The 15,504-nt window shown below is 40.9% G+C and carries 16 protein-coding genes; 10 read left to right on the top strand and 6 right to left on the bottom strand.

Translation table 11 applies throughout. The annotated features are described in order from the left end of the window. Nucleotides 1–96 precede the first annotated feature (96 nt). The 3 genes from HNQ85_RS15215 (at nt 97) to HNQ85_RS15205 (ending at nt 3,535) form a co-directional block, all read left to right on the top strand. A complete protein-coding gene (locus tag HNQ85_RS15215) occupies nt 97–1,026 on the top strand; it encodes a DMT family transporter (RefSeq protein WP_181538583.1) in 930 nt (309 codons plus the stop codon). A 340-nt stretch (nt 1,027–1,366) separates the two neighbouring features. Next, entirely contained in the window at nt 1,367–2,749 is a 1,383-nt protein-coding gene (locus HNQ85_RS15210; RefSeq protein ID WP_181538582.1) for a glycine--tRNA ligase, read from the top strand. Nucleotides 2,750–2,860: 111 nt separating this feature from the next. Beyond that, nucleotides 2,861–3,535, top strand: coding sequence for a uracil-DNA glycosylase (locus HNQ85_RS15205; RefSeq protein ID WP_181538581.1), 675 nt, complete (start codon nt 2,861–2,863; stop codon nt 3,533–3,535). Nucleotides 3,536–3,861: 326 nt separating this feature from the next. Here the strand turns inward: HNQ85_RS15205 and HNQ85_RS15200 are convergent, their stop codons facing one another. Then, nucleotides 3,862–5,478 (bottom strand): glycoside hydrolase family 13 protein, encoded by a 1,617-nt coding sequence (locus HNQ85_RS15200; RefSeq protein WP_181538580.1) that lies wholly within the window; start codon nt 5,476–5,478, stop codon nt 3,862–3,864. 88 nt (nt 5,479–5,566) lie between these two features. On the opposite strand from HNQ85_RS15200, the gene HNQ85_RS15195 reads away from it, so the two are divergent. Both HNQ85_RS15195 and HNQ85_RS15190 read left to right on the top strand, forming a co-directional pair. Further along, nucleotides 5,567–5,833, top strand: a complete 267-nt coding sequence (locus HNQ85_RS15195) for a YwdI family protein (protein ID WP_181538579.1) — start codon at nt 5,567–5,569, stop codon at nt 5,831–5,833. Nucleotides 5,834–5,920: 87 nt separating this feature from the next. Beyond that, complete coding sequence (locus HNQ85_RS15190; protein ID WP_181538578.1) at nt 5,921–6,292, top strand: DUF423 domain-containing protein; 372 nt, start codon at nt 5,921–5,923, stop codon at nt 6,290–6,292. 121 nt (nt 6,293–6,413) lie between these two features. On the opposite strand, the gene gerQ is transcribed toward HNQ85_RS15190, so the two are convergent. The 3 genes from gerQ to hemQ all read right to left on the bottom strand — a co-directional run bounded on the left by gerQ (nt 6,414) and on the right by hemQ (nt 8,351). Further along, complete coding sequence (gene gerQ, locus HNQ85_RS15185) at nt 6,414–6,932, bottom strand: spore coat protein GerQ (protein WP_181538577.1); 519 nt, start codon at nt 6,930–6,932, stop codon at nt 6,414–6,416. A 23-nt stretch (nt 6,933–6,955) separates the two neighbouring features. Continuing rightward, entirely contained in the window at nt 6,956–7,381 is a 426-nt protein-coding gene (locus HNQ85_RS15180) for a cell wall hydrolase (RefSeq protein WP_181538576.1), read from the bottom strand. Nucleotides 7,382–7,604: 223 nt separating this feature from the next. Then, on the bottom strand, nt 7,605–8,351 hold the full coding sequence (hemQ, locus tag HNQ85_RS15175) for a hydrogen peroxide-dependent heme synthase (RefSeq protein WP_181538575.1): 747 nt from the start codon (nt 8,349–8,351) through the stop codon (nt 7,605–7,607). Nucleotides 8,352–8,555: 204 nt separating this feature from the next. Between hemQ and pta the strand changes: the two genes are divergently transcribed. Next, nucleotides 8,556–9,527 (top strand): phosphate acetyltransferase, encoded by a 972-nt coding sequence (pta, locus tag HNQ85_RS15170; RefSeq protein ID WP_181538574.1) that lies wholly within the window; start codon nt 8,556–8,558, stop codon nt 9,525–9,527. 307 nt (nt 9,528–9,834) lie between these two features. Next, a complete protein-coding gene (locus HNQ85_RS15165) occupies nt 9,835–10,668 on the top strand; it encodes a lipoate--protein ligase family protein (RefSeq protein WP_409994146.1) in 834 nt (277 codons plus the stop codon). A 102-nt stretch (nt 10,669–10,770) separates the two neighbouring features. Here the strand turns inward: HNQ85_RS15165 and HNQ85_RS15160 are convergent, their stop codons facing one another. Continuing rightward, complete coding sequence (locus tag HNQ85_RS15160; RefSeq protein ID WP_181538572.1) at nt 10,771–11,427, bottom strand: RsfA family transcriptional regulator; 657 nt, start codon at nt 11,425–11,427, stop codon at nt 10,771–10,773. Nucleotides 11,428–11,791: 364 nt separating this feature from the next. Here HNQ85_RS15160 and HNQ85_RS15155 point away from each other — a divergent pair, with 364 nt between their 5' ends. From HNQ85_RS15155 to HNQ85_RS15145, 3 genes are all read left to right on the top strand, one after another. Continuing rightward, complete coding sequence (locus HNQ85_RS15155) at nt 11,792–12,016, top strand: YuzB family protein (protein WP_044749305.1); 225 nt, start codon at nt 11,792–11,794, stop codon at nt 12,014–12,016. Between the two features lie 140 nt (nt 12,017–12,156). Beyond that, nucleotides 12,157–13,458, top strand: a complete 1,302-nt coding sequence (locus tag HNQ85_RS15150; protein ID WP_181538571.1) for an HD domain-containing protein — start codon at nt 12,157–12,159, stop codon at nt 13,456–13,458. 14 nt (nt 13,459–13,472) lie between these two features. After that, nucleotides 13,473–13,991, top strand: a complete 519-nt coding sequence (locus tag HNQ85_RS15145) for a YwgA family protein (protein WP_181538570.1) — start codon at nt 13,473–13,475, stop codon at nt 13,989–13,991. Between the two features lie 170 nt (nt 13,992–14,161). Here the strand turns inward: HNQ85_RS15145 and HNQ85_RS15140 are convergent, their stop codons facing one another. Then, the gene (locus HNQ85_RS15140) at nt 14,162–15,463 is read right to left on the bottom strand and encodes an NCS2 family permease (RefSeq protein ID WP_181538569.1); all 1,302 of its coding nucleotides are present in this window, start codon (nt 15,461–15,463) and stop codon (nt 14,162–14,164) included. Nucleotides 15,464–15,504: the final 41 nt, after the last annotated feature.

The raw sequence follows: 15,504 nt of genomic DNA, 5'->3' as shown, positions 1-15,504 counted from the left end.
TTTTGCCCTATGTTGAATGAATGTGGAAACATTGCTAAGCGCAGCAGCTTCCTTGACTTACACTTAGTAACAATGATGTTGAAAGAGGTTAGAGCTATGTCGAAACTATCAACGTATCTTGCTCTTGTATTCGTGACGGTCATTTGGGGTGGGAATGTCGTTGCCGTTAAAATATTAGTGAATGCTTTTGAGCCGATAACGATTACAGCTCTCCGCATTTTTACGGCTTCTTTAGTTGTTTTTCTTGTTTTGTTAGCGACAAAAGGAATGAGGAAATTAACAAAACAAGAAATGGGAGCGATTTTTGCAGCTGGTCTGTTGAATGTTGTTGGTCATCATTTCTTTTTAGCAATGGGGTTAACGAAAACAACTGCTTCGAATGCTGGCATCATTTTAGGGCTTTCCCCACTGATCACAGCGGTGCTGGCGACGCTGTTCTTAGGAGAAAGATTTAGCCTGTTAAAATTCAGCGGCATTATTTTGGGATTTATCGGCGTTGTTTTTATCGTTTTGCATGGTTCAACGGCGATCGGTGTCATTTCCTTTGGCGATATATCCATTTTTTTATCCGTATTATCGCAAGGGATTAGCTTTATTTTAATTAAAAAAATGGCGCATGCGATTGACACGCGGCTGTTAACGGGGGGGATGCTTTTGTCCGGTTCCGTTGTTTTATTTTTAATCAGCCTGTTCAGCGAACCTCAAGGGTTGTCGACATTAAAACACGGTGAATTATTAACATGGCTTGTGTTCTTTGCTTCCGCTATATTTGCCACTGGGCTTGGTCATATGATTTACAATAAGGCGATTCATCGAATTGGAGCAACAGAATCAGCCATCTTTATTAATTTAACGCCGTTCTTTTCATTACTGGCGTCTTATTTATTTTTAGACGAAACGATTCATTTCGTACAAATATTCGGTTTTGTATTGATTGTAGTCGGGGTCATTTTAGCCTCAGGGGCTGTTGCCGATAAAGTAATAAAGCTGCAGATTCGTCGCAATAAAGTAAATTGGGGCCAGTGATAGAAAATAAACAGAAATAACATTGACTATTATTTTTTCTTTTTGTATGATAAGTACTAAAATATGAAATGAATATGTTAGTAACGATGAAGGACGGATAGTAGTTGATCCCTCTCTTCCTGCAGCGAGCCGGGGACGGTGGAAGCCCGGTGAAGACGGTCAATGAAACGGCAGTCCGGAGTTTCTTTTCTTTAAAAGTGGATGAGGCTGACCATAAAAAGCAAAGTGTCAGACTCATCAACTAGGGTGGAACCGCGGGAGTTACGCTCTCGTCCCTAGGCGCGAGGCCTAGTGGCGAGAGCGTTTTTATTTTCAGAAAAAAGTGAAGGAGGAAGAGAAGATGTCAGTTACAATGGAGCAAATTGTCGCTCATGCGAAGCATCGTGGCTTTATTTTCCCAGGCTCAGAAATTTACGGTGGTCTCGCAAATACATGGGATTACGGTCCATTGGGTACGGAATTAAAAAACAATATTAAGCGTGCATGGTGGAAAAAATTCGTTCAAGAGTCACCTTACAATGTCGGCTTAGACGCAGCGATTTTAATGAATCCAAAAACGTGGGAAGCATCTGGCCACTTAGGCAATTTTAATGATCCGATGATTGACTGTAAAAGCTGCAAAGCGCGTCATCGTGCCGATAAATTAATTGAAAACGCGTTGGAAGCGAAAGGGATTGAGATGATTGTTGACGGCCTTCCATTTGAAAAAATGGAAGAGTTAATAAAAGAACATAACATTGTTTGTCCAGAATGCGGCAGCAATGATTTTACAAGCATTCGCCAATTTAATTTAATGTTTAAAACGTTCCAAGGTGTAACCGAGTCAAGTGCGAACGAAATTTATCTTCGTCCGGAAACAGCGCAGGGTATTTTCGTCAACTTCAAAAACGTGCAGCGCACTATGCGTAAAAAGCTTCCATTTGGTATTGCACAAATTGGTAAAAGCTTCCGTAATGAAATTACGCCTGGTAACTTTACGTTCCGTACACGTGAATTCGAACAAATGGAGCTTGAGTTTTTCTGTAAGCCTGGCGAGGAATTAAAGTGGTTTGATTACTGGAAACAATTCTGCGAGCAGTGGCTGCTTTCGCTAGGTATTAAGAGTGAAAATATCCGCCTGCGCGACCACTCCGAGGAAGAATTATCACACTACAGCAACGCAACGACAGATATTGAATACAAGTTCCCGTTTGGCTGGGGTGAATTGTGGGGGATTGCGTCCCGTACAGATTACGACTTAAAGCAGCATATGGAACATTCCGGTGAAGACTTTAACTACATTGACCAAGAAACAAATGAGCACTACATCCCTTACTGCATTGAGCCATCACTTGGCGCAGATCGTGTCACTTTAGCATTCATGATTGATGCATATGAAGAGGAACAGCTCGAAGATGGTACAACTCGCACAGTGATGCACTTGCATCCAGCATTGGCGCCTTATAAAGCGGCTGTTTTACCATTATCGAAAAAGCTTTCTGAAGAAGCGCGCAAAATCTTTGAAGACTTATCAAAATACTTTATGGTTGACTATGATGAGTCTGGCTCCATCGGTAAACGTTACCGCCGTCAAGACGAAATCGGTACACCATTCTGTATTACTTACGACTTTGATTCCCAAGAAGATGGAATGGTAACAGTGCGCGACCGCGACACAATGGAACAAACGCGCGTACCGATTGCTGAATTAAAAAGCTTCCTTGAAGAAAAAATTCAATTTTAATAAAAAACGGTGCAGAAAGCGGTTTTTCTGCACCGTTTTATTTGTTTATAGAGGAGTTGTTCTTGTGGTACATTAATGATGAATGTTAATCTACAAATAGGGGTTTTGCATATGGCCATTTTGAAAAATGATTGGGCACCTTTATTGGAAGAAGAGTTTAAGAAACCGTATTATTTAAAGCTGAGAGAATTTTTAAAAGAAGAATACCGGACAAGGACGATTTATCCGGATATGCACGATATTTTTAACGCGCTTCATTATACTCCATATGAACAGGTAAAAGTGGTAATTTTAGGACAAGATCCTTACCATGGTCCTAATCAGGCGCACGGCTTAAGCTTTTCGGTGAAGCCGGGCGTTCCTTTGCCGCCTTCGTTGTTAAATATTTTCAAAGAGCTACATGATGATTTAGGATGTTATATCCCGAATAATGGTTATTTAGTGAAATGGGCGAAGCAAGGCGTTTTGCTGTTAAATACCGTTTTAACGGTACGACGTGGTGAGGCGAATTCCCATAAAGGAAAGGGATGGGAATTTTTCACTGATCGCGTCATTGAACTCGTGAACGAAAAACAAGAACCGGTTGTCTTTATTTTATGGGGACGACATGCCCAAGCGAAAAAAGAGCTCATTACAAATGCTCATCATTATATCATCGAAGCGCCTCACCCAAGCCCGTTTTCTGCAGCGCGTGGCTTTTTTGGCAGCCGCCCGTTTTCGAAAGCGAACGAATTTCTTGAAAAAGTAGGTCGAGACCCGATTGATTGGCAAATTGAGAACATATGAGGAGAAACATGGAGCGTCATCGAATCAATTGCTATCAATGCAAACATTTTTATGTGACGTGGGATCCGAAGTTTCCAAGAGGTTGTCGCGCTTTTGCGTTTAAGAGTACAATGATGCCTTCTGTTACCGTATTTCAGTCATCTGGGAAAGCGTGCATGAAGTTTGAACCAAAACAAAAGAAATAGAAGATAAAGGGCTGGCCCATCAGTGTCTGACCTCACGTGCATTTCATAATAGATCGTTCATTGATCCAATGTGATGTCCTATATATTGTATTGTGGGGTCTGACACTTTGCTTTGGGGTCAGCCTCTTTTCGGGTTTATGTTTAAACAAGTTTATAAATTCGTGCTTCATGCGGGCGCATATGTAAAACAGCGCCGCTTTCTTGAATGTCCGCATAGTTGCCAAGCAGCCATTCACGCTTATAATGGGCGAGTTGTTCAGGAAGTTCATACGTATTTTCATGGTCACAATGATTTAAGACAATAAGCCAGCGTTCATCATCTAATTCACGTGTGTATGCGTAAATGTATGGGTCACCTTCTGAGTAGTCATGGAAATTGCCGTATACCATGACTGGATTTTCTTTGCGCAGCTGAATCAACTTTTTATAGTAGTAATAGACGGAATTTGGATCTTCGAGCGCCTTTTTCACGTTAATTTCTTTATAGTTAGGATTCACTTTAATCCATGGCGTTCCTGTCGTAAATCCGGCATGTTCACTGTCGTCCCATTGCATCGGTGTCCGCGAATTGTCGCGGCTTAACGGCTGCAAGCTTTTCAATACTTCTTGAGGGTCGCGTCCTTTGGCGACTTCTTCTTTATATTTGTTTTTCATCGCAATATCGTTGTAATCTTCAATGGAATCAAATCGAACACCGGTCATACCAATCTCTTCGCCTTGGTAAATATATGGTGTTCCAGGCAATGTATGAATCATCGTTCCAAGCAGTTTTGCTGACTCGACGCGATATTCTTTGTCGTTGCCGTAACGTGTTACTTGTCGCGTATGGTCGTGGTTGTTTAAAAATTGCGAGTTCCAGCCTTTTCCCCACAATCCTTCATACCAGCGCTTTTGAATTTCTTTAAAGCGCAATGGTTCCCAGCTTGGCATTTCATCGCATACTTCAAAATGGAACAATGTGTGTAATTCGTTTCGATCCTCGCCTACGTATTTAAGCCCTTCTTTCGGCGACACAAATGCGACTTCACCAACGGTAAAAATGTCATAATGCTTTAATACTTTTTCGTTCATTTCCCATAAATATTCGTGAACCCCAGGATTATTTGTAAGGTAACGGATATCTTCGGGATTTTCAGCATCTGGAAAATCTTTTGGTTTAGCGAGCAAAGCAATCGCATCCAATCGAAATCCGTCAATACCTTTATCAAGCCAAAAGCGCATCATTTTATAAATTTCATCACGTACTTCGGGGTTTTCCCAGTTCAAATCCGGCTGCTCAACGGCGAAAGAGTGGAAGTAGTATTGTCCTGTTGCTGCGTCATATTCCCAAGCAGACGGCGTAAAATACGAGCGCCAGTTGTTCGGTTTATCGCGCCATATGTACCAGTTGCGCTTCGGATGATCTTTAGACGAACGAGATTCAATAAACCATGGATGCTTGTCTGATGTGTGATTGACGACAAGGTCCATAATCAGTTTCATGCCGCGTTTATGAACTTCTTCTAAAAGCTTTTCCCATATCTCCATGGTCCCGGCTTTATCCATAATTTTATAATAGTCAGAGATGTCATATCCGTTATCTTTATCCGGCGACTCGTAGCATGGATTGAGCCAAATCACGTCAACACCTAAATCTTTAATGTAATCTAACTTTTCGATAAGCCCTTGTAAATCTCCATAGCCGTCTCCGTTCGAATCATAAAAACTGCGCCAGTACACTTGATAGACGACAGCCTCTTTCCACCATGCTCTTTTCATTTGCTCTCTTCTCCTTAAACATTTACAGTTTTTTATTTATAGGTTACCATTAAATCACCCGGAAAAGAAAGATGGGAGTGAAAACGCTTTGAATATACCTATTACAACGATTTTGGAAAAGATGGCTAAAGAGATTCATGAGGCTCAGTCGTGTTATAGCGTGCAGCAAATTCGCGAACATGCCGCTGTCATTCGGGCGCTTTGCGACCTGATACTTGAGCGGTCAAATGAGGAGCAGACCGCCAATACGATGTCAAATGATGAAATTGTAAAGCTGATACAGTCATCTTCAGCAAGCAATGAGCGGATCGAGATAGGAGACGATGCAAACGGCCCTTCCTTGTTTGATTTTTAAAATATAGAAAAATTTTACTTTTTCTAAAATAATGTTTTAATATAGAGATAGAACTTTTACATAAACGATAAAAGGGGAAAGAGGTCAATGAAAACATTTTTATTATTAGGAGCGATTAATGCATTTTTAGCAGTAGCACTGGGGGCTTTCGGTGCGCATGGTTTAGAAGGGAAAATTCCTGACAAATATTTAGAAACATGGAAAACGGGTGTCAATTACCAAATGTTTCACACATTAGGATTGTTTGTCGTTGCTTTTTTAGCAGGTAAACTGACAAATGTTGGGCTGGTAACATCAGCAGGGTGGGTGATGCTAGTAGGAATTATTCTTTTTTCTGGAAGTCTTTATGTTTTAAGCATTACTCAGGTTAAAATACTAGGAGCCATTACTCCGTTTGGCGGAATTGCCTTTTTGGCAGCATGGCTTATGCTCGGATATGCAGCAGTTAAATATTTGTAAAAATTTAAAGAGGCTGCCCTATAAGTGTTTGACCTCATGCGCACTTCCATCGCTATAGCTCATTGATCCAATGGTGTGTTGAGGGATCTGACACTTTGATTTTGGGACAGCCTCGTTTTTGTTAACGCGGGGAGTATGTGCTTAATCCAGCCCCTCCTCCTGCATATGGGTACTCATAGGCGATTGGTTCATCAAACGTAATGTAGTCTACATAAATCATCGGTAAAAGGTAACGTGTACCTGTTTGCGGATCGCTTAAAATGACATGATCACGCCCTGCTGCTTCAATGACCCCTCTAAATACTTTGGCATTCCATTCGCGATTGTTTTCAAATGTGGCATAGATAGTAGCTACTTTGCCTTTATTTAAGCGTAAAATGTTTTCGATGTAAGATTCTTCGATTGGAAGCATGCCTGGAATCGGCTGGCTGGCCATTGTTGGTGGTTGCGTCGGCATAGCGAAAGTAGGTGCTTGTAGTCCGAAGCCGGTTTGTTGGGTAGGTGTTTGTTGTTGGTAGTATGGGTATGCTGTTTGGTAATATGGCTGTGAAAGCATGTAGCCATACGGGTATGGATTATAGCCTTGCTGGCGTTCGTCGCCGTAAGTTTGGCCTAAAGAATCGTGTTGATTTGCAGTCATAGGGTTACCTCCTATCAAAATATTTAAGAATAAACGCCAGGACAATCTGTTTGTGACGGTGAATAAAAACAATGTGACTTATAGCGTCCAGCGTTCCATTGATTAAACCATTGCGGCGGACAGGCTCCGTCCGGTTTAAAAAACCAAAGGCAATAACTAGCAGGGTGATAGCGCCAACCACGGATTACCTGGCGAGCTAATTGGATATCTACTTCTCTTGCTCGTTGGTAAAAATATCCCTTTTGCGTCGCCTCAAAGCCGCCTGGCCTTTGGAATACCATTTGGGGAATTGTACGTATCCCTCGAAAATCAAGACAGTTCGCCTTAACGCGGTTGACACCAACATTTCCGACCATGAGCATCCCTAGTCTTCCGTCACCTTCCGCCTCAGCCCGCATTAGTCTCGCCAGTAGTCTTACATGCTCTTCTGTACACGCAACAACAGCCATTTAATCACCTCACTTAAGGGGGGATCTTTTCCCGTCTTTTTCTAGACAATAATAGGCTATTGCAGAAGCGGAAAATGGTGACAAGAAAAACGGATTTTTATGAACAAATTTCTGATTTATATTTATGGGAAAATACGTTGTCATATGACAATAAAAACGAGGGGTGTCCTTAAATTAAAAAAATGGGGGACGTCTTGCGATGAGACATCCCCCTTCTTTATTATTATACGTGTAAAAACGAAGACACTTTTTCTTTTGGTAAAATATTTCCAACGAAGAAAGAACCGAACTCGCCATAACGCGCACTGACTTCATCAAAACGCATTTCGTAGACAAGCTTTTTAAATTGTAAGACATCATCAGAGAATAGCGTGACGCCCCACTCGTAATCGTCAAAACCGACAGAGCCAGTAATAACTTGTACGACTTTTCCCGCATATTTGCGGCCTGTCATGCTGTGAGCGCGCATTAAATTGCGGCGTTCTTCCATCGGAAGCATATACCAATTATCATTTCCTTGACGACGCTTGTCCATTGGATAGAAGCAAATATGTTTTGTTTTTGGCAGAATTGGGAACAAGCGGCGGCGCACTTCAGGATTTTCGTATGGATCGCTGCCATCAGAAGGTAGATAGTTGCTTAGCTCGACAACTGAGACATAAGAATAAGTTGGAATTAAATATTCTGCCAGCTTTGTTTTATTAAGTTCTGTCTCGATTTCATTTAACTCTTCCATTGTCGGACGTAAAATCATAAACATCAAATCTGCTTTTTGCCCAACAACTGTATAAATCGCATGGCTTCCCTCTTTTTTGTCCTCTGTCACCTGCCATTTTTCTACTATAGTTAAAAATTCATGAATGGCTGCTTGGCGTTCGTCACTTGTGAGCGTTTTCCATGCGGACCAGTCAACAGAACGGAAATCATGCAGACAATACCAACCGTCGAGAGTTTGTGTAGCTTGGCTCATTTCGTCTCACTCCTATACTATGTATTTACAGTTTTACTATAACATAGTTTAACCAAGAAACGCTCGAAAGTCACAAAATCAACAACATGGCTGAATTTTTTTAATAAAAAGACTATTTTTGTAAGGGCTTAACTTGGTTGCTTTTCCCTCTAATAAGAGTATCCTAGTAAATGGATGACTTTATTGTATTAAGGAGGAACTTCTGTGAGTGACTTATTTTCCATCTTAAAGCAAAAAGTGGTTGGAAAAAATCTTAAAATTGTATTTCCTGAAGGATTAGATGAGCGTATTTTGACAGCGGTGAGCCGTTTAGCTAATGAAAATGTATTGAATCCGATTGTGATCGGCAATAAAGAAGCGGTGGAGAAAAAGGCAGCGGAAATCGGCGTAACGCTTCCAAACGTTGAAATTGTCGATCCAGAACAGTATGAAGCAATGGATGAACTTGTGGATGCGTTCGTAGAACGCCGTAAAGGAAAAGTGTCGAAAGAAGAGGCACGTAACATTTTATTAGACGAAAATTATTTTGGCACGATGCTCGTTTATATGGATAAAGCACACGGCTTAGTGAGCGGTGCGGCTCATTCCACAGCGGATACGGTCAGACCAGCATTACAAATTATTAAAACAAAACCAGGTATCCGCAAAACATCGGGTGTGTTTATTATGGTGCGTGGCGACGAGAAATACGTCTTTGCTGATTGCGCGATTAATATTGCACCGGATAGCCAAGATTTAGCGGAAATTGCGGTAGAAAGCGCGAATACAGCAAAAATGTTTGACATCGAACCGCGTGTAGCAATGCTAAGCTTTTCAACAAAAGGTTCAGCAAAATCTCCGGAAACGGAGAAAGTGATTGAAGCGGTTCGCCTTGCAAAAGAAATGGCTCCTGACTTAACGCTTGATGGTGAGTTTCAATTTGACGCTGCATTTGTTCCGTCTGTGGCGAAAAAGAAAGCACCTGGTTCCGTCATTCAAGGAGATGCGAACGTGTTTATTTTCCCAAGCTTAGAAGCGGGAAATATTGGTTATAAAATTGCACAACGTCTTGGTAACTTTGAAGCAGTTGGTCCGATTTTACAAGGGCTAAATAAGCCAGTGAACGACTTATCCCGCGGTTGCAATGCCGAAGATGTGTACAAGTTGGCGCTAATTACGGCAGCTCAGGCTCTGTAATATGAAAAGGGGACGTTTTACAATAACATTGCTCATCTAAAGAAGAGGAATTTTTTGAAAAAAACACTAAATGGAAAATCGATAAACGAAACGCTCGGATTTTATCATCCGAGCGTTTTTATATTCATATTTTCTTTTATTATGTTAGTTGAAGATTTCATTTTCGAATTACATTGAGAATGTCAAACAGCAATAACATGTACGATTATTTCAAAGTTGCTTTCTTACAAGTGAATGGGCAGTCTTTATGATATAATGGATAGGATTTTAGCGATCATGACATCACGTTCAAATGCGGTGTGAGGAGATAAAGATGATGAATGAGCTTTTACAACAGCCGAAATGGCGGATTATTGATCAGTCTCATTTCGGGCCGATGTTTGACGCAAAACAGTCGTTTGCGATTGATGATACACTTTGTACAACAGTAGGACAAGGTGCATCGGATGCGGTTGTTCGTTCGTGGGTTCATCATAATACGATTGTTTTAGGGATTCAAGATACGAAGCTTCCATATTTACATGACGGAGTTTCCTTTTTAGAAGAACAAGGCTACCGGGTGATTGTCCGCAACTCCGGGGGATTGGCGGTCGTTCTTGATGAGGGAGTATTAAACCTTTCGCTTATTTTACCGGATACAAAAAAAGGAATCGATATTAACCGCGGCTATGATGCGATGTGGGAGCTTGTCAAGCATATGCTTGCGCCGTATCAGGCCAATATCGAGGCGCGCGAAATTGTCGGTTCATATTGCCCGGGTAGCTATGATTTAAGCATTCACGGCAAAAAATTTGCAGGGATCTCGCAGCGGCGCATTCGCGGTGGTGTCGCTGTGCAAATTTATTTATGTGCCAGCGGCAGCGGTTCGGCGCGTGCGGAAGTTATTCGCGGATTTTATGAGCGCGCTTTAAAAGGAGAAGAAACGAAGTTCACCTACCCGAATATTGTTCCGGAAACAATGGCATCGTTGTCAGAATTACTGCATGAGCCGCTGACAGTTCCGACGCTAATGCTGCGTTTGCTTGAGACACTCCGCTCATTTGGTGGAGAACTATATTCTTCTTCATTAACCGCGGAAGAATTGGCATTGTACGAACACCATTTGCAGCGAATGATTGAAAGAAATGAAAAGGTCTTTTAATGTATCTTTAAGTATCGGTTAGTCAGGAAAATAGTCGTTTCAATGCATTGATACAGTTGGCAAGCAAAAAGGGTACCTCATTTATAGAGATACCCTTTTTGCTTATTCTGCAATTTTTTCCAAATTTCCATTACGGTCCATTTTAAATTTTGTCGCTGGCCGCTCTTCTTCTTCTAACAATACCATTTTTCGAGCGCGGTTCATAATTTTCATCAGTGTTTCATAGTCTTCTTGAATGGTTGAAGAGTTTTCTTCCAGTTTGGCAATCTTTTTCTCAAGTTCTTCATTTTTTGCGATCATTTCGGCATTTTCTTTTTTCAATCTTTCATTCTCTTTTTGCAGTGCCTCGTGATTTGTATTCATTGCTTTTAATGTTTGCAAGAAAGAAATGACGTGGTCAATGGACATGCCATTTACTTCAACATTGTTCGTTGACGTCTGCAAAATGCTTGTCGCTTCTAAATCTTCTAATGAAGGTACAGGAGGTGTATAAAGCAATTTTTTGCGAACGGGCTGATTTTTGCCGAGCGCTCGTTGACGTTGTTTTCGCTGTTTTTTAGCAAGTTGCAGCGCTTGTTCGTAACGTTGGCGAACAACTGCATTCCAGCGGAACCCGCAAGCAGCAGATGTTCGATTTAATTTATCTCCTACTTCCTCAAAAGCATTCAGCTGTGTACTTCCTTCTCTCACATGGCGCAATACCGTTTCCGCCAACAGTAAATCATCTTCTTCTGACCACGCATCTTGTCGTTGTTTCATGCTCTCAACTCCCTTTTCTTGATAAATGTCTAGCTTCAGCGCCCATCCAGTTCGCTTCTTGAAAATACTTCATGGCAAAACTTGCGAAAAGCATGACCGATGCTTTAAGCAGCTCGAGATGCTCACAATCGCTCCAGCGCGTTTCGGGGCTAGATGGGGCGCTTACGCTTTTCTTATTAGTAGTAGCATAGACAAAAATAAGAAAGCCTATACTATTTTTTGGTAGATTTTTTATTTATAAATAAAAATTTGTGAGACTTTTAATCCATTAACTGGAGGAGCTAACAGCTTGCATTGTAAGCTGAGAAGATGTAGAATACACGTTAGTGTTGAAACGCCTGAATGATAGAAAGGATGAGAATCGATGACAAACGAGTTTCGTGTGTGTGATGACTGTCAAGCGACGAATTTGAAGACGCTTTTGCCGCGCCTAAAAAAGCTCGATCCGAACGCGAAAATTCAAATCGGTTGTCAATCTTACTGCGGTCCAGGAAGAAAAAAATCTTTTGCTTTTGTTAATAACCGCCCTATCTCTGCTGCAAACGAAGATGAATTAATCGAAAAAATTGCACAAAAGATTAAAAAATGACGAAAAAAATCGCCTTCATTTATGAAAGGTGATTTTTTGTTTCTATTTTTAGGAAATACTAGTATATAAAAATCAAGTATTTTTTTGCCGAAATAAACCGCTTATAATAGATTCATGTTAGAAATGGAAGAGGAGATAAAATGGCGTATCCAGGCGGACAATTAAGCGAAGAAAAAGTATTTAAAGATCCCGTTCACCGTTACATACATGTTCGGGATAAACTTATTTGGGATTTAATAGGGACAAAAGAATTTCAGCGCTTGCGCCGCATTAAGCAGCTTGGTACGACCTATTTAACGTTTCACGGCGCTGAACATAGCCGATTTAATCATTCGCTTGGTGTCTATGAAATCATTCGCCGCATTATTGACGATGTGTTTGTTGGGCGGGAGCATTGGGACCATAGTGAACGGCTCTTATGTTTATGTGCGGCGCTGTTACATGATTTAGGGCATGGTCCCTTTTCGCATTCGTTTGAAAAAGTGTTTCATCTCGATCATGAAGATTTTACGCAAGCAATTATTTTAGGTGATACGGAAGTCAACAAAGTATTGCGCCGTATGGGTGATGATTTTCCGAAAAAAGTAGCCGAAGTTATTGCGAAAACATATAAAAATAAGCTTGTTGTCAGTTTAATTTCCAGTCAAATTGATGCTGATCGTATGGATTATTTGCTTCGCGATGCTTACTATACAGGTGTCAGCTATGGAAATTTTGATATGGAGCGAATTTTGCGTGTCATGCGTCCGCGCGAAGATCAAGTCGTTATTAAGCGAAGCGGAATGCATGCGGTAGAAGATTACATCATGAGCCGATATCAAATGTATTGGCAAGTATACTTTCACCCAGTAACAAGAAGCGCTGAAGTGATACTCACGAAAATTTTGCACCGCGCGAAAAAGCTTCATGAAGACGGTTATTCTTTCAAAACAAAACCTGTTCATTTTTATTCCCTATTTCAAGAAAAAGTGAATCTCGAAGAATATTTAAGATTGGACGAGGCAGTTATTCTCTATTATTTTCAAGAGTGGCAAAATGAAGCGGACTCGATTTTAAGCGATTTATGCCGTCGGTTTGTCAATCGAAACTTGTTTAAATATGTGGAGTTTAGCCCGACGAACGAGCAGATGAAGAAGCTTTTGGAGCTGAATGCACTATTTAAAAAAGCAGGCATTGACCCGGAATATTATTTAGTTGTTGATTCATCGTCTGATTTACCGTATGACTTTTATCGTCCGGGTGAAGAAGGGGAGCGTCTGCCGATTTATTTGCTGATGCCAAATGGTGAATTGCGGGAGCTGTCCAGAGAGTCTGTCATTGTCGATGCAATATCGGGAAAGCGGCGGACTGATCATAAACTATATTTTCCGCAAGATTTTATTGATGACTTATCGACGAAGCGTGCGACAAAGAAAAAAATTAAAGAAATATTAGAGGGTTAGGAGATGACGGGGAGTTGTTAATCGAGCATGCAAAAATTATGAAGGCTTTGGCGATGGCGGGGGAGATTGTCGGTCGGAAAAAATTACAAAAAATGATCTATATCGCTAAAAAGATGAACTTTCCTTTTTATGAGAAATTTGGATTTCATTTTTATGGCCCATATTCTGAAGAATTGACACTAAGAATCGAAGAGCTATGTAACCTTGGATTTCTCCATGAAATGAAAGAGAAAAAGGGCGGTTATTTTCAATACCGTTATACTTTGACGGAAGCTGGTGAAGAGTTTTTAAGCCACTATGACATTGATATGCCGCATCTAGAAGAATGCATGCAGGATATGAATGAAAAAAATTCTCGGTTTTTAGAGTTAGTATCTACGATCCTCTATTTCGAAAATTTAAGTAAAGAAGAAGTAAAAGAAAAAATCGTTTCCTTAAAAAGCAAGCAACGTTATACGGAAGAGGAAATCGAGCAGGCGTATGCATATATTGAACAATTGCGCTCTAAAGCGAAAAAACATATTCATATGTGAGAATAAGGAAAGCATGGGGTAACCATGCTTTTGGCGTTTTTTTTTGGAATGTTATTGCTTTTAATTTGTTTTAAAGCACAAGGAAGAAAGGGAAGGAGAACAAGTTAAAATATCTGTTCATTAATAAAGATAAAGCAGCCCGTCGTTTATAACGAGCTGCTTTATTTGTTTTAGTGTGGCAAAAATGCTAACTGATAGAAGAACAATACAGCGAACAGGTAGACGAGCGGGTGTACTTCGCGCCATTTTCCGCGTGTCATTTTTAAAAGTGGATAAGAGATGAAGCCGAGCGCGATTCCTGTCGCGATACTGGATGTCAGCGGCATGCTTAAAATAATGAGAAATGCTGGGAACGCTTCATCAAGTTCGTCCCATTTAATGTGTGTAATGCTTCCCATCATGAGACTTCCGACAATAATTAATGCTGGTGCAGTAATTGCAGAAATTCCGGATACGGCACTGACAAGTGGACCGAAAAAGGCGGAAATCGCAAATAATACTGCAACAGTCAGCGATGTTAATCCAGTCCGTCCTCCAGCTGCTACGCCGGCAGAAGATTCAATATAAGCGGATGTCGGGCTTGTCCCGAACATAGCGCCTACTGTTGTCGCAATCGAATCAGCTAGAAGCGCTTCGCGGGCACGCGGCATTGTATTTCCTTTCATAAGTCCAGCCTGATGTGCGACACCAATCATCGTTCCTGTCGTATCAAAAATCGTTACAAGCAAAAACGAGAAGACAACGGCATATAATCCATATTGCACGACATCGCCGATGGCCGTCAGAGGATTCATAATCATGAGACCTTCTGGTAAAGACGGCATGGAGACAAAACCTTTATCAAACTTTAATTGTCCTGTAAAATAAGCGACAATCCCTGTTATAATCATTCCGAAAAAGAGGGCACCGTTGATTCGGAGCGACATCAAAATAAGCGTAACAGCTAAGCCAATTAATGCAAGAATCGCAGAAGGCGAATGTAAATCACCTAAGGCTACTAAATTTGTTGGATGATCTGTAATAATTCCTGTCAAACGCAGCCCGATAAACGCAATAAATAGCCCGATTCCTGCGGTAATTCCATGTTTTAAGTTCTCCGGGATCGCCTCAATGAGTTTGCGGCGGAATGGTGTTAATGATAAGGTAATGAAAATAATTCCAGCAACAAATACAGCTGAGAACGCAATTTCATAAGAAATATTCCCGTGCGAGCCGACAACGGAATAGGCAAAATAAGCATTTAATCCCATACCGGGTGCAATGGCGATTGGATAGTTTGCTAATAACGCCATCCAAAGTGTTCCGATAATGGTAGCGATAATCGTTGCCATAAACACTTGTTCAAACGGCACACCGGCGTCTGATAAAATGACTGGATTGACAATGACGATGTATACCATTGTTAAGAATGTTGTTAACCCAGCCAATATTTCGGTTTTGGTGTTTGTTTTATATTGTGATAGTTTAAACATGTGAACCTCCAAAAAACGAACATTTTTTAAAACCTATATTA

It is taken from the genome of [Anoxybacillus] calidus (genome assembly GCF_013760845.1).
GTDB classification, from domain to species: domain Bacteria; phylum Bacillota; class Bacilli; order Bacillales; family Anoxybacillaceae; genus Paranoxybacillus; species Paranoxybacillus calidus.
The sequence above is the reverse complement of the archived record's forward strand: the minus strand, read 5'-3'. Positions and strand labels throughout refer to the sequence as shown.

Bases quoted from the DNA above. Each gene is read 5' to 3' on its own strand.
- HNQ85_RS15200 (WP_181538580.1), bottom strand. From the start codon at position 5,478: ATGAAAAGAGCATGGTGGAAAGAGGCTGTCGTCTATCAAGTGTACTGG.
- HNQ85_RS15140 (WP_181538569.1), bottom strand. From the start codon at position 15,463: ATGTTTAAACTATCACAATATAAAACAAACACCAAAACCGAAATATTG.
- HNQ85_RS15205 (WP_181538581.1), top strand. From the start codon at position 2,861: ATGGCCATTTTGAAAAATGATTGGGCACCTTTATTGGAAGAAGAGTTT.
- HNQ85_RS15150 (WP_181538571.1), top strand. From the start codon at position 12,157: ATGGCGTATCCAGGCGGACAATTAAGCGAAGAAAAAGTATTTAAAGAT.
- HNQ85_RS15190 (WP_181538578.1), top strand. From the start codon at position 5,921: ATGAAAACATTTTTATTATTAGGAGCGATTAATGCATTTTTAGCAGTA.
- HNQ85_RS15160 (WP_181538572.1), bottom strand. From the start codon at position 11,427: ATGAAACAACGACAAGATGCGTGGTCAGAAGAAGATGATTTACTGTTG.
- HNQ85_RS15180 (WP_181538576.1), bottom strand. From the start codon at position 7,381: ATGGCTGTTGTTGCGTGTACAGAAGAGCATGTAAGACTACTGGCGAGA.
- HNQ85_RS15210 (WP_181538582.1), top strand. From the start codon at position 1,367: ATGTCAGTTACAATGGAGCAAATTGTCGCTCATGCGAAGCATCGTGGC.
- HNQ85_RS15155 (WP_044749305.1), top strand. From the start codon at position 11,792: ATGACAAACGAGTTTCGTGTGTGTGATGACTGTCAAGCGACGAATTTG.
- hemQ (WP_181538575.1), bottom strand. From the start codon at position 8,351: ATGAGCCAAGCTACACAAACTCTCGACGGTTGGTATTGTCTGCATGAT.
- HNQ85_RS15215 (WP_181538583.1), top strand. From the start codon at position 97: ATGTCGAAACTATCAACGTATCTTGCTCTTGTATTCGTGACGGTCATT.
- gerQ (WP_181538577.1), bottom strand. From the start codon at position 6,932: ATGACTGCAAATCAACACGATTCTTTAGGCCAAACTTACGGCGACGAA.